Origin of the sequence: Bradyrhizobium sp. Ce-3, assembly GCF_022835695.1 — a bacterium.
Lineage (GTDB): Bacteria > Pseudomonadota > Alphaproteobacteria > Rhizobiales > Xanthobacteraceae > Bradyrhizobium.
On record NZ_BQUV01000007.1, the window covers coordinates 403,626 to 416,940 of the forward strand.

A 13,315-nucleotide genomic window follows, 5' to 3' on the forward strand; every position below is an offset into this window, starting at 1 on the left:
ACTTGGCTAGTTGAGCAGCCGCTGTCAATAGCGGTTTGCGCGCAAGTGACGGGCGCGTGACGCGGTGTTGCCTATGTGATACCTGCCGCGGCGCGAGAGGACACAATCTTGGCCCAATCTGACACCCCGACCCCGCTGGAATCGCGCGCTTGCGGCCCCCTGGCCGGCAAGGTCCGCGTTCCCGGCGATAAATCGATTTCCCACCGTGCCCTGATCCTGGGGGCGCTTTCGGTCGGTGAAACCCGCATTTCCGGCCTTCTGGAGGGCGAGGACGTCCTCAATACCGCCAAATCCATGCGCGCGCTCGGCGCCAAAGTGGAGCGCACGGCGCCTTTTGCCTGGTCGGTCGCGGGCGTCGGCGTCGGCGGCTTCGCCCAGCCCGCGGCGCCGCTCGATTTCGGCAACTCCGGCACCGGCTGCCGGCTGGTCATGGGCGCGGTGGCCGGATGCCCGATCGCGGCCATTTTCGACGGCGATGCCTCGCTGCGCTCGCGGCCGATGCGCCGGATCCTCGATCCCCTGGAGCTGATGGGCGCCCGGACCAGCGACATCATGGAGGGCGGCCGGCTGCCGCTGACCCTGCACGGCGCCCGCTATCCGGTGCCGCTCACCTACAAGACCCCGGTCGCCTCGGCCCAGATCAAGTCCGCGGTGCTGCTGGCGGGCCTGTCCGCGCCCGGCATCACCACCGTCATCGAGCAGGAGGCGAGCCGCGACCACACCGAGCTGATGCTGAAGCATTTCGGCGCCGAGATCTCCTCCGAGAAAGAGGGCAGCCACGGCCGCCGCATCACGCTGAACGGCGAGCCCGAGCTGCGCGGCGCCAACGTCGTGGTGCCCGCCGATCCGTCCTCGGCGGCGTTCCCGATCGTCGCGGCGCTGATCGTCGAGGGATCCGACGTCGTGTTCTCCGACGTCATGACCAATCCGCTGCGCACCGGCCTGTTCACCACGCTGCGCGAAATGGGCGCCTCGATCGAGGAGAGCGATGTGCGCGGCGACGCCGGCGAGCCGATGGCGCAGTTGCGCGTGCGGGCCTCGAAGCTGAAGGGCGTCGAGGTGCCGCCGGAGCGCGCGCCGTCGATGATCGACGAATATCTGGTGCTGGCCGTTGCGGCGGCGTTCGCCGAAGGCACCACGATCATGCGCGGCCTGCAGGAGCTGCGGGTCAAGGAATCCGATCGTCTCGAAGCCACCGCCGACATGCTGCGCGTCAACGGCGTCAAGGTCGAGGTCTCAGGTGACGATCTGATCGTCGAGGGCCACGGCCATGTTCCGGGCGGCGGCCTCGTTGCCACCCACATGGATCATCGGATCGCGATGTCGGCGCTGGTGATGGGCTGCGCGTCGGACCGGCCGGTCAAGATCGACGACACCGCCTTCATCGCCACCAGTTTCCCTGATTTCATTCCGATGATGCGCTCGCTCGGAGCTGATTTCTCATGATCATCGCCATCGACGGACCCGCCGCCTCGGGCAAGGGCACGCTCGGCAAGCGGCTCGCTCACCACTACGGCTATCGCCATCTCGACACCGGCGTGATCTACCGCGCGGTGGCCTATGCGATGATGGCGCAGGGCGCCGACCTCAACGACGAGGCGCTGGCGGTCGCCGTCGCGCTCGAGCTCGACCCCGAGAAATTCGGCAATCCGATCCTGAAGACCCAGAAGGTCGGTGAGGGCGCGTCTTTGGTCTCGGCGTTTCCCAAGGTGCGCGAGGCGCTGGTGAACTTCCAGCGCCAGTTCGCCGCCGATCCGCCCGGCGCGGTGCTGGACGGGCGCGACATCGGCACCGTGATCTGCCCGGATGCCGACGTGAAGATCTTCGTGGTCGCCGATCCCCGCGTGCGGGCGCGGCGGCGGACCCTGGAGGCCCGTGCCCGCGGCGAGGATGCCGACGAGGCGGCGGTGCTGGCCGACATCCTCAAGCGCGACGAGCGCGACCAGAACCGGGCGATCGCGCCGTTGCGGGCGGCCGCGGACGCCCACACGCTGGATAATTCGAACCTCGACATCGAGGCCGGTGTCCGTGCCGCCATCGCCATCGTCGAGGCGGCGCGCGCCGCCAGGCGCTGATCCAGCCGGTCCCTGCAAAGAAAAACGCGATGACGAGGTCATCGCACCAAGGTCTTTGGACCTTCTGCTTCGGATCCGTCGGATCAGTCCTTCGACCAGTAGCGGTCGAACGGCAATTCCTGCTCGGCCATGCTGAGCAGCGGCTGTGCCGCCGTGGCCGATCGGCCGGGCGCAGCCGGGGCAGCGCCGGGCATCGCGGCAATTGCATTTCCAATCGTCAGGACGGCGATCGCCGCCAGCACCATAAAGCTTTTCATTGGTAATCTCCCTGTTCTGAACGGTGCTATCGTACGGGCCGTTGCTTAAGGGCGGGTTCCCGGACATTTGCCCGCGGGGCATTTCGCGCGGTTCGGTCAACAGCGCGTTGAGAGGCCGGATTGGTGCCGCCGCCCGGCGCCGTGATTAGCCTTAAACGCCCGTAAATCGGGCATTTCCGGCTTGCCCAAAATGGGCCCCGGGGCTATATCAGCGCCGTTCGGAGCAGCATCGACGGTGTCGAGGCCGTGTCTGAGCGGGCCGGCGCCGGGTTTGAACCCTCGCCGCATCTGGAGGAACGCCCGCTCCCAGGTCTTGAAGTCGATATTTTCGTTTCAGGCTCCGGATCATCAAAACGTACCGAACGTGCAGTTTTACTGCCGGCCCGCTGTTGCACCTCCTGCAATGAGCGGTCGTCAGGGTTTGCGGATCCCTGACACTTCACGAGCGGTGCGCCCATCAACCCGAATGGCCGGCGAGATCCCGTATCTGGAGAACAAATGGTTTCGAATTCTGCGTCTTCTTACACCCCGACCCGCGACGATTTCGCGGCGATGCTTGATGAGTCCTTTGCCGGCGGCAACCTGCAGGAAAGCTCGGTCATCAAGGGCAAGGTGGTTGCAATTGAGAAGGACATGGCCGTCATCGACGTCGGCCTGAAGACCGAGGGCCGCGTCGCGTTGCGCGAATTCGCCGGCCCCGGCCGTGAGAGCGACCTCAAGGTCGGCGACGAAGTCGAAGTGTTCCTCGACCGGATCGAGAATGCGCTCGGCGAAGCCGTGCTGTCGCGCGACAAGGCGCGCCGCGAGGAAAGCTGGGGCAAGCTCGAGAAGGCGTTCCAGAACAACGAAAAGGTCAACGGCGTCATCTTCAACCAGGTCAAGGGCGGCTTCACGGTCGACCTCGACGGTGCGGTGGCCTTCCTGCCGCGCTCGCAGGTCGACATTCGTCCGATCCGCGACGTTGCGCCGCTGATGAACAATTCGCAGCCGTTCCAGATCCTCAAGATGGATCGCCGCCGCGGCAACATCGTGGTGTCGCGCCGCACGGTTCTCGAAGAGACTCGCGCTGAGCAGCGCCAGGAGCTGGTGCAGAACCTCGAAGAGGGTCAGGTGATCGACGGCGTGGTCAAGAACATCACCGATTACGGTGCGTTCGTTGATCTCGGCGGCATCGACGGCCTGCTGCACGTGACCGATATCGCCTGGCGCCGCGTCAACCACCCGACCGAGGTGCTGACCATCGGCCAGACCGTGAAGGTCAAGATCATCAAGATCAACCACGAGACGCACCGCATCTCGCTCGGCATGAAGCAGCTGCTGGATGATCCGTGGCAGGGCATCGAAGCCAAGTACCCGCTGGGTGCCCGCTTCACCGGCCGCGTCACCAACATCACCGACTACGGCGCGTTCGTCGAGCTCGAGCCGGGCATCGAAGGCCTGATCCACGTCTCCGAGATGTCGTGGACCAAGAAGAACATGCACCCCGGCAAGATCGTGTCGACCTCGCAGGAAGTCGAAGTGCAGGTGCTCGAAGTCGATTCGGTCAAGCGCCGCATCTCGCTCGGTCTCAAGCAGACCATGCGCAATCCCTGGGAAGTCTTCGTCGAGAAGTTCCCGGTCGGCTCGACCGTCGAAGGCGAGGTCAAGAACAAGACCGAGTTCGGTCTGTTCCTTGGTCTCGACGGCGACGTCGACGGCATGGTCCACCTCTCCGACCTCGACTGGAAGCTTCCGGGCGAGCAGGTCATCGACAACTTCAAGAAGGGCGACATGGTCAAGGCCGTGGTGCTCGATGTCGATGTCGAGAAGGAGCGCATCTCGCTCGGCGTCAAGCAGCTCGAAGGCGACCCCTTCGCGGAGCCGGGCGACGTCAAGAAGGGCGCGGTCGTGACCTGCGAAGTGCTCGAAGTGAAGGAAAGCGGCATCGAGGTCCGGATCTCGGGCACCGAGTTCACCACCTTCATCAAGCGGTCCGAACTGGCCCGCGATCGCAACGACCAGCGCGCCGAACGCTTCGCCGTCGGCGAGAAGGTCGATGCCCGCGTCATCCAGTTCGACAAGAAGGCCCGCAAGGTGCAGGTCTCGATCAAGGCGCTGGAAGTCGCCGAAGAGAAGGAAGCCATCGCGCAGTACGGCTCCTCCGATTCGGGTGCGACGCTCGGCGACATCCTCGGCACCGCGCTGAAGAACCGCGGCACCGACAAGTAAGCGTCCGCGCGATTTGAGCGAACAATTGGGGCCCCGGCGAAAGCCGGGGCCCTTTTGTTTGGGGAATACCGTAGCCCGGATGAAGCGCAGCGAAATCCGGGGCCTTGTATCCGCGGCTGAGGCCTTCCCGGATTACGCTTCGCTTCATCCGGGCTACAGGTACCTCCAATTACCGGGCCTTGTTTTCTTCATATTGCGTCGCAATTGATGTATTTGGCTAAGCTGATAGTGACGCTGCGACTGCAAAACGCGCTGACTATTTCTGGAGAGATCGGATGTCGCTGGATTCGGACGTGATCGTCGACCGCCGCCGTATCAGGCGCAAGCTGACGTTCTGGCGGGTGGCCGCCGCAGTGATTGCCATCGCGGCCATCGTCGGCGTGGGCGTGATCGCCGCCGGCGGACGCGGCAGCTTCTCGACCTCGAACACGATCGCGCGGATCAATATCGACGGACTGATCCGCAGCGACCAGGAGCGCGTCGAGGCGCTGGAGCGGCTCGGCAAGTCGAGCTATGCGGCGGTCGTCGTGCACATCAATTCGCCCGGCGGCACCACTGCTGGCTCCGAGCAGCTTTACGACTCGCTGATGCAGCTGAAGGCGAAGAAGCCGCTCGTCGTCGTGGTCGAGGGTCTGGCCGCCTCGGGCGGCTACATCACCGCGATCGCCTCCGACCATATCGTCGCCCAGCAGACCTCGCTGGTCGGCTCGATCGGCGTCCTGTTCCAGTTTCCCAACGTTTCGGAATTGCTCAAGACCGTCGGCGTGAAGATGGAGGAGATCAAATCCTCACCGCTGAAGGCGGCGCCCAACGGCTTTGAGCCGACCAGCCCCGAGGCCCGCGCCGCGATCGACGGTCTGGTCAAGGATTCCTATGCATGGTTCCGTGGATTGGTGAAGGAACGGCGCGGTATGGACGACGCGCTGCTGGAGAAGGTCGCGGACGGCCGCGTCTTCACCGGCCGGCAGGCGGTCGATCTCAAGCTGGTCGATCAGCTGGGCGACGAAAAGACCGCGATCGCCTGGCTGGTTGCCGAGAAGAAGATCAAAAGCGACCTGCCGGTGCGCAATTACAAGCTCAATCCGCGGTTCAGCGACCTGACTTTCCTGCGCACTGCGGCATCCATGACGCTCGATGCATTCGGCCTTGGCGCCATCGCGCGGCGGATCGAGCAGGGCGGTGTGGCTCAGGCGGTCGACCGGTTCGGGCTCGACGGCATGCTGGCGCTGTGGACTCCCGGAGGAACCGACTAGCCGACAGCGAAGGGCGTACTGATCAGGGTATTCCCGCTGTGCGGGAATCGCTGCATGCCCCAATTGGGCTATTTGTCACGCGATTTCACGGCACCCTAAATCGATTTAGCGTCTTGACAGTGCACGGCATTTTCACGGAAATGGGTTTCCGCAAGAGCCCGGATCCCATTTTCGATGATCAAATCCGAACTTGTTCAGCGCATCGCCGAGCACAACCCGCACCTCTATCAGCGGGATGTCGAGAATATTGTGAATGCGATTCTCGATGAAATCGTCGCGGCGCTGGCGCGTGGCGACCGCGTCGAGCTGCGCGGTTTCGGCGCATTCTCGGTGAAGCATCGCCCGGCGCGTGCCGGCCGCAATCCGCGCACCGGCGAGCATGTGCCGGTCGATCAGAAGAGCGTGCCGTTCTTCAAGACCGGCAAGGAAATGCGCGAGCGCCTCAATCGCGACGTGACCGAGGCGGGCGGCTCCAAGGTCGACGCACCCAAGGCCGATGCGTAACGAAGCCGACGCCTAACGCGCGACGTCGCGCGTTGCCGTGCTGCGGGCGAGGTGCCCGCACCTTCTCCATCGTTGCGAGAGATGGTCATGCGAAAGTTCTTCACGGCAGTGGTCGTCATTCCGCTCGGACTGATCTTCATCATCTTTGCAGTCGCCAACCGCCACTGGGTGACGGTGTCGTTTGATCCCTTCAACTCTGTGACGCCGGTGGTCGCGGTCACACTGCCGCTGTTCGTCGTCATCATCGCTTCGGCGATCCTCGGCGTGCTCGCCGGCGGCATCGGAACCTGGTTCAAGCAAGGGCGCTGGCGCCGTGCCGCCCGGCAGCACGAGGCCGACGCCCGCCACGTCCGCACCGAGCTCGCCGATCTCCGGGCGGCGGCCTCCCGGGACGACGCGCAGCGCCGTTCAGCTCCGGCCCAGCTGGGCTTTTACGGGGCCAATGGGCGAGACAAGCAGGGCGCGACGTTGTAGAACCCGCCCCGTCGGACCCGGGTAGACCCCTGTTCCGGCCGCCAGAAAACCCGTTTTGAGAGCCGTTTCGAGACCATGCCCCTGCTCGTCAAAATCTGCGGCCTGTCCACGCGCGAGACGCTCGACGTCGCGCTCGAGGGCGGCGCTGACATGGTGGGGTTCGTGTTCTTTCCGCCGTCGCCGCGCCATATCAGCCTCGAGACCGCGCGCGAGCTCGGCGGCCGCGCCAAGGGCCGCGCCGTCAAGGTCGCGCTGACCGTCGATGCCGACGACGCGACCATCGAGAACATCATTGAGACGCTGCGGCCGGATATCCTGCAACTGCATGGCACGGAGACCACGGCACGGCTGCGTGATCTCAAGCAGAAATTCGGCCTGCCGCTGATGAAGGCGCTGCCGGTCGAGACCGCAGCCGATCTCGCGCCGCTGCCGGGCTATGCCGGCGTCGCCGACCGCATCCTGTTCGATGCCCGCGCGCCGAAGGATGCGACGCGGCCGGGCGGTCTCGGCGCGCCGTTCGATTGGCACCTGCTGGAAAATCTCGATCTCGCGCTGCCCTACATGGTCTCCGGCGGGCTCAACGCCGAGAACGTCGCTGAGGCCGTCCGCGTGACCCGCGCCGGCGGGGTCGACGTGTCGTCGGGTGTCGAGCGCACGCCCGGCGTCAAGGATCCCGAGCTGATCCGCGCCTTCATCCGCGCCGCACGCGCAACTCAAGAACTGATGGTTCGATGAATCCAAACCTGCCCAATTCCTTCCGCAGCGGCCCCGACGAGCGGGGGCATTTCGGCATTTTCGGCGGACGCTTCGTCGCTGAAACGCTGATGCCGCTGATCCTCGATCTCGAAAAGGCCTATGCCGACGCCAAGGCCGATCCGGCGTTCCAGGCCGAGATGAATGTCTACCTGAAGGACTATGTCGGCCGGCCCTCGCCGCTGTATTTCGCCGAACGGCTCACCGAGCATCTCGGCGGCGCCAAGATCTATCTGAAGCGCGAGGAGCTCAACCACACCGGTTCGCACAAGGTCAACAACGTGCTCGGCCAGATCATGGTCGCGCGCCGCATGGGCAAGAAGCGCATCATCGCCGAGACCGGCGCCGGCCAGCACGGTGTGGCGACGGCGACGCTGTGCGCGCGCTTCGGCCTGGAATGCGTGGTCTACATGGGCGCGGTCGACGTCGAGCGGCAGCAGCCGAACGTGATCCGCATGGAGATGCTCGGCGCCAAGGTCGTCCCGGTGCAGTCGGGCGCGCGGACGCTGAAAGACGCGATGAACGACGCGCTGCGCGATTGGGTCACCAATGTGCACAACACCTTCTATTGCATCGGCACGGTGGCGGGGCCGCACCCCTATCCGATGATGGTGCGCGACTTCCAGTCGATCATCGGCCACGAGACCCGCAAGCAGATGCAGGAGGCCGAGGGCCGCCTGCCGGACTCGCTGATCGCCTGCATCGGCGGCGGTTCCAACGCGATGGGTCTGTTCCATCCGTTCCTCGACGATCCCTCGGTCGAGATCTTCGGCGTCGAGGCCGCCGGTCACGGGCTGACACAGCTGCACGCGGCCTCGCTCGCCGGCGGCCGTCCCGGCGTACTGCACGGCAACCGCACCTATCTCCTGATGGACGCCGACGGCCAGATCGAGGAAGCGCATTCGATCTCGGCGGGGCTCGACTATCCCGGCATCGGCCCCGAGCATTCCTGGCTGCATGAGACCGGCCGCGTGAAGTATCTCTCGGCGACCGACGAGGAGGCGCTGGCCGCCTTCCAGCTGCTGTCGCGGCTCGAGGGCATCATCCCCGCGCTGGAATCCGCGCACGCCATCGCGAAACTCTCCGAGCTCGCGCCGCAGCGGCCGAAGGATCACCTGATGGTGGTCAACCTTTCGGGCCGCGGCGACAAGGACGTGCCGCAGGTCGGCGACATCTTGAAGGCGAGGAAGAAGTGACCACCCGTATCGACGCACGTTTCGCCGAGTTGAAGCAGCAGGGCCGCTCCGCTTTCGTCACCTTCGTGATGGCCGGCGACCCCGACCCGAAGACCTCGCTCGACATCCTCAAGGCACTGCCGAAGGCCGGTGCCGATGTCATCGAGATCGGCATGCCCTTCACCGATCCGATGGCCGATGGCCCGTCGATCCAGGCCGCCGGCCTGCGCGCGCTCAAGGGCGGCATGACCTTGCGCAAGACGCTGGCGATGGTCCGCGACTTCCGCAAGGAGGACAACGCGACGCCGATCGTGCTGATGGGGTACTACAATCCGATCTACATCTATGGCGTCGACAGCTTCCTGGCCGACGCCAAGACGGCCGGTGTCGACGGGTTGATCATCGTCGACCTGCCGCCGGAGGAAGACACCGAGCTCTGCATCCCCGCGATGAAGGCCGGGCTGAACTTCATTCGGCTGGCGACGCCGACCACCGACGACAAGCGCCTGCCGGCAGTGCTAGCGAACACCTCGGGCTTTGTCTACTACGTCTCGATCACCGGTATCACCGGCGCCGCGGCTGCCGATTCGACGGCGGTTGCGGAAGCCGTCGCCCGCATCAAGCGGCACACCAAGCTGCCAGTCTGCGTCGGCTTCGGCATCCGCACCCCCGAAACGGCCCGCGCGATCGCCGAGAACGCCAATGGCGCGGTGGTCGGTACCGCGATCGTCGATGTGGTGCGTGCCAACCTCGACGCCGAGGGCCGCGCGACACCGATGACCGTGGCCGCGGTGGCGGACCTGGTGTCCGCTCTGGCGCAGGGCGTCCGGGGCGCCAAGCAGGCCGCTGAATAAGCCACATTTTGCAGTAACAAGGCCGCAAATGGCGGCTTGCCGGGTTCGCCCGGCCCGCCATATATCCAGCTGGTGCGGGACCGACCCGCATTTCGGAGCGAACCATGAACTGGCTCACCAACGTCGTCCGGCCGAAGATCCGCAACATCCTGCGGCGCGAGACGCCGGAAAACCTCTGGATCAAGTGCCCGGATTCCGGGCAGCTGGTGTTCTACAAGGACGTCGAGGCCAACCAGTTCGTGATCCCCGGCTCGAACTACCACATGCGCATGGGCGCAGTGGCGCGGCTGAAGTCGGTCTTCGACAACGAGACCTGGTTCGACGTCGCGCTGCCCGAGGTGACGGCCGATCCGCTGAAATTCCGCGACGAGCGCAAATATGTCGACCGCATCAAGGATGCCCGCACCAAGACCGGGCTGAACGATGCGATCAAGGTCGGCTACGGCAAGCTCGAGGGCGCCGGCGTCGTGGTCGCGGTGCAGGATTTCGATTTCATGGGCGGCTCGCTCGGCATGGCCGCCGGTGAGGCGATGGTGCGCGGGCTCGAGCTCGCGGTCGAGAAGAAGTCGCCCTTCATCGTGTTCGCTGCATCGGGCGGCGCGCGGATGCAGGAAGGCATCCTGTCGCTGATGCAGATGCCCCGCACCACGGTCGGCGTGCAGATGCTGCGCGAGGCGAAGCAGCCCTACATCGTGGTGTTGACCAATCCGACCACCGGCGGCGTCACCGCCTCCTATGCGATGCTCGGTGACATCCAGATTGCCGAGCCCGGCGCACTGATCGGCTTTGCCGGCGCGCGCGTGATCGAGCAGACCATCCGCGAGAAGCTGCCGGAAGGTTTTCAGCGTGCCGAATATCTGCGCGAGCACGGCATGGTCGACATGGTCGTGCATCGCCACGAGATGAAGGCGACGCTGGCGCGGCTGTGCCGCCTGCTGACCAGGGCGCCGGCGCTTGAAACCGCATCGAAGCCCACGGCCGCCGTCACCGAGCCGGCCCAGATCGTCACGGCCCCGGAGACGGTGCCGGCCGCGCCGCACGCGTGACCGCAAGCGCCGCCCCATCGCAAGCCTCGTTCGAGGCCTTGATCGCGCGGATATCGGCGCTGCATCCGAAGCGCATCGATCTCAGCCTCGATCGCATGCGCGGCCTGATGGAGCGGCTCGATCATCCCGAGCGCAAGCTGCCGCCGGTGATCCATGTCGCCGGCACCAACGGCAAGGGCTCGACGATCGCCTATCTGCGCGCGATCCTCGAAGCATCGGGCCTGCGCGTGCACGTCTTCACCTCGCCCTATCTGGTGCGGCTCAACGAATGCTACCGGCTGGGCGCGACGGGCGGCGGCAAGCTGGTCGGTGACGACGAGCTGCGCACGACGTTCGAGCATTGCGAGCGCGTCAATGCCGGCCATCCCATCACCATTTTCGAGATGGAAACGGCGGTCGCGTTCTGCCTGTTCGCGAAGCATCCGGCCGACGTCGCGCTGCTCGAAGTCGGCCTTGGCGGCCGGCTCGATTCCACCAATGTGGTGGAGACGCCGCTGGCCTCGGTGATCGCGCCGGTCAGCATGGACCACATGGAATTCCTCGGCGATACCTTGACTTTGATCGCCGGCGAGAAGGCCGCGATCATCAAGCGCAAGGTGCCGGTGGTTTGCGCCGAGCAGGCGCCGGATGCGATGGCGGTGATCGAGGCGGAGGCGAACCGGATGCGCGCGCCGCTGCATGCGGCCGGCCAGCAATGGCATGTCGGCGTCGAGCGCGGCCGGCTGGTCTATCAGGACGAGCGCGGCCTGCTGGATCTCGCCGCGCCAAAGCTGTTCGGCCGGCACCAGTTCGACAATGCGGGTCTTGCGATCGCGACGCTGCGTGCGATCGACACCTTCAAGCTCAACATTGCGGCGTACGAGGCTGGTATCGTCAACGCGGAATGGCCGGCGCGGATGCAGCGGCTGGCCTCAGGCAGCCTGGTCTGCCAGGGACCGCAGGGCTCCGAGGTCTGGCTCGATGGCGGCCACAATGCCGAGGGTGGCCGGGTTGCGGCGGCGGCGCTCGGCGATCTCGAGGAGCGGGTGTCGCGGCCGCTGGTCGTGATCACAGGCATGATGGCCAACAAGGACGCCAACGCATTCCTCGCCAATTTCGCCGGGCTGACGCGTCACATCATCGCGGTGCCGGTGCCCGGCCGCGACAACGGCATGGCGCCGGACAAGCTCGCCGATGCCGCGCGCGCACTCGGCATGCGAGTCGAGATCGCCGATGGCGTCGACGCCGCGCTGCAACGGCTTGCCACGCTGGCCTACGAGGTGCCGCCGCGGATCCTGATCACCGGCTCGCTGTACCTCGCCGGCCCGGTGCTTGCGGCCAACGGCACGCCTCCTGCATGAGCTCGCATGTAGCCCGGATGAAGCGCAGCGAAATCCGGGGCCAGTCGATCCGTGGATGAAGACCCCGGATTGCGCTTCGCTGCATCGGGCTACGGGAGCGGGACGAGAGAGAAGGGGACACCATGCGCTTTGCTGCGATCGCCGACATCCATGGCAACCATCTCGCGCTTGAAGCCGTGCTGTCGGACATCCGCGCGCAGGGCATTTCCGACATCGTCGATCTCGGCGACATGGTGAGCGGGCCGCTCGACGCCCGGCCGACCATCGACATGCTGATGGCGCTCGATGCGGTCCATCTGCTCGGCAATCACGATCGCTATCTGATCGACCGCCCGCACGAGAAGATGGGCTCCTGGGAGCGGCTGATCTATACCCAGCTCGAGCCGCGGCATCTCGATTGGCTGCGCACGTTGCCGGCGAGGTCGGTTTATCGCGATGAGGTTTTCCTCTGTCACGCCACGCCGCAGGACGATGAGACCTACTGGCTCGACACCGTGTTGCCGGGCGGCGAAGTCTGTTTATCCCCGCTTGAAGCGATCGAGGTGAGAGCGGCCGGCATCACGCAATCGCTGATCCTCTGCGCACACACCCACACCGCGCGGGCCGTGCGGCTTCGCGACGGCCGGCTGATCGTCAATCCCGGCAGCGTCGGCTCGCCCGGCTATCGCGCCGGCAAGCCGTATCCGCATGTCGTGGAGGCCGGTTCGCCCGACGCGCGCTACGCGATCCTCGAACAGGTCGATGGTGGCTGGGACGTGACCTTCCGCCACATCCCCTACAACTACGCGGCGATGGCAGCGCTGGCGCGGCAGCACGGCCAGGCGGAGCTCGCCTCGGCACTGGCGACCGGATGGATCAGGTAATCAGTCCGTAGCCCGGATGGAGCGCAGCGAAATCCGGGGACGCTACGTCCGCGGTACAACTGTTCCCGGATTACGCTTCGCTCCATCCGGGCTACGAAGCTGTGTAGCTCCACAAACAAAACGGCCGGCATGACGCCGGCCGTTTGTACAAATCAGCTAATTCGAATCGGATCAGACCGCAGCGGTGATCCACTGCTGCAGCTTCGCCTTCGGCGCGGCGCCGACCTGGCGGGAGGCCATCTCGCCGCCCTTGAAGATCATCAGGGTCGGGATCGACATCACGCCATACTTCGACGCGGTCTTCGGGCTCTCGTCGACGTTGAGCTTCACGATCTTGACCTTGTCGCCCATCGCGCCGGAAATCTCATCGAGAGCGGGCGCGATCATGCGGCAGGGGCCGCACCATTCGGCCCAGAAGTCGACGACCACCGGCCCGGTCGCCTTGAGCACTTCGGCTTCGAAATCGGCGTCAGAAACCTTGCCAACGGCCATGTCAGTACCTCGTTCGGTTGG

General features: G+C 65.5%; 14 protein-coding genes. 12 read left to right on the forward strand and 2 right to left on the reverse strand.

Annotated features, from left to right (window positions below):
- The first annotated feature begins 108 nt into the window (after positions 1-108).
- Positions 109-1,446 carry a 3-phosphoshikimate 1-carboxyvinyltransferase gene (gene aroA / locus BRSPCE3_RS25375; RefSeq protein ID WP_244069011.1) on the forward strand — a complete coding sequence of 446 codons (1,338 nt, stop codon included), beginning with the start codon at positions 109-111 and terminating at the stop codon, positions 1,444-1,446.
- Positions 1,443-2,075 carry a (d)CMP kinase gene (cmk, locus tag BRSPCE3_RS25380; protein ID WP_244069012.1) on the forward strand — a complete coding sequence of 211 codons (633 nt, stop codon included), beginning with the start codon at positions 1,443-1,445 and terminating at the stop codon, positions 2,073-2,075. The genes aroA and cmk overlap by 4 nt, the downstream gene beginning before the upstream one ends.
- An 83-nt stretch (positions 2,076-2,158) precedes the next feature.
- Here the strand turns inward: cmk and BRSPCE3_RS25385 are convergent, their stop codons facing one another.
- Entirely contained in the window at positions 2,159-2,332 is a 174-nt protein-coding gene (locus BRSPCE3_RS25385; RefSeq protein ID WP_244069013.1) for a hypothetical protein, read from the reverse strand.
- Positions 2,333-2,830: 498 nt separating this feature from the next.
- On the opposite strand from BRSPCE3_RS25385, the gene rpsA reads away from it, so the two are divergent.
- The 10 genes from rpsA to BRSPCE3_RS25435 all read left to right on the forward strand — a co-directional run bounded on the left by rpsA (position 2,831) and on the right by BRSPCE3_RS25435 (position 12,802).
- Positions 2,831-4,540, forward strand: coding sequence for a 30S ribosomal protein S1 (rpsA, locus tag BRSPCE3_RS25390; protein WP_076863580.1), 1,710 nt, complete (start codon positions 2,831-2,833; stop codon positions 4,538-4,540).
- Positions 4,541-4,815: 275 nt separating this feature from the next.
- The gene (gene sppA, locus BRSPCE3_RS25395) at positions 4,816-5,793 is read left to right on the forward strand and encodes a signal peptide peptidase SppA (protein WP_244069014.1); all 978 of its coding nucleotides are present in this window, start codon (positions 4,816-4,818) and stop codon (positions 5,791-5,793) included.
- A gap of 174 nt (positions 5,794-5,967) precedes the next feature.
- Positions 5,968-6,297 (forward strand): integration host factor subunit beta, encoded by a 330-nt coding sequence (locus tag BRSPCE3_RS25400; protein WP_244069015.1) that lies wholly within the window; start codon positions 5,968-5,970, stop codon positions 6,295-6,297.
- An 87-nt stretch (positions 6,298-6,384) separates the two neighbouring features.
- Positions 6,385-6,771 carry a lipopolysaccharide assembly LapA domain-containing protein gene (locus BRSPCE3_RS25405; protein ID WP_244069016.1) on the forward strand — a complete coding sequence of 129 codons (387 nt, stop codon included), beginning with the start codon at positions 6,385-6,387 and terminating at the stop codon, positions 6,769-6,771.
- A 75-nt stretch (positions 6,772-6,846) separates the two neighbouring features.
- Positions 6,847-7,506 carry a phosphoribosylanthranilate isomerase gene (locus BRSPCE3_RS25410; RefSeq protein WP_244069017.1) on the forward strand — a complete coding sequence of 220 codons (660 nt, stop codon included), beginning with the start codon at positions 6,847-6,849 and terminating at the stop codon, positions 7,504-7,506.
- Positions 7,503-8,720 carry a tryptophan synthase subunit beta gene (gene trpB, locus BRSPCE3_RS25415; protein WP_244069018.1) on the forward strand — a complete coding sequence of 406 codons (1,218 nt, stop codon included), beginning with the start codon at positions 7,503-7,505 and terminating at the stop codon, positions 8,718-8,720. The genes BRSPCE3_RS25410 and trpB overlap by 4 nt, the downstream gene beginning before the upstream one ends.
- Entirely contained in the window at positions 8,717-9,553 is an 837-nt protein-coding gene (gene trpA, locus BRSPCE3_RS25420) for a tryptophan synthase subunit alpha (protein ID WP_244069019.1), read from the forward strand. The genes trpB and trpA overlap by 4 nt, the downstream gene beginning before the upstream one ends.
- A gap of 104 nt (positions 9,554-9,657) precedes the next feature.
- Complete coding sequence (gene accD / locus BRSPCE3_RS25425; RefSeq protein WP_244069020.1) at positions 9,658-10,599, forward strand: acetyl-CoA carboxylase, carboxyltransferase subunit beta; 942 nt, start codon at positions 9,658-9,660, stop codon at positions 10,597-10,599.
- A gap of 95 nt (positions 10,600-10,694) precedes the next feature.
- Positions 10,695-11,939 (forward strand): folylpolyglutamate synthase/dihydrofolate synthase family protein, encoded by a 1,245-nt coding sequence (locus BRSPCE3_RS25430; protein WP_244069060.1) that lies wholly within the window; start codon positions 10,695-10,697, stop codon positions 11,937-11,939.
- Positions 11,940-12,061: 122 nt separating this feature from the next.
- A complete protein-coding gene (locus BRSPCE3_RS25435; RefSeq protein WP_244069021.1) occupies positions 12,062-12,802 on the forward strand; it encodes a metallophosphoesterase in 741 nt (246 codons plus the stop codon).
- A 171-nt stretch (positions 12,803-12,973) separates the two neighbouring features.
- On the opposite strand, the gene trxA is transcribed toward BRSPCE3_RS25435, so the two are convergent.
- Positions 12,974-13,294: a thioredoxin gene (trxA, locus tag BRSPCE3_RS25440; protein ID WP_016847387.1), complete on the reverse strand. Its 321-nt coding sequence runs from the start codon at positions 13,292-13,294 to the stop codon at positions 12,974-12,976.
- Between the last annotated feature and the right edge of the window lie 21 nt (positions 13,295-13,315).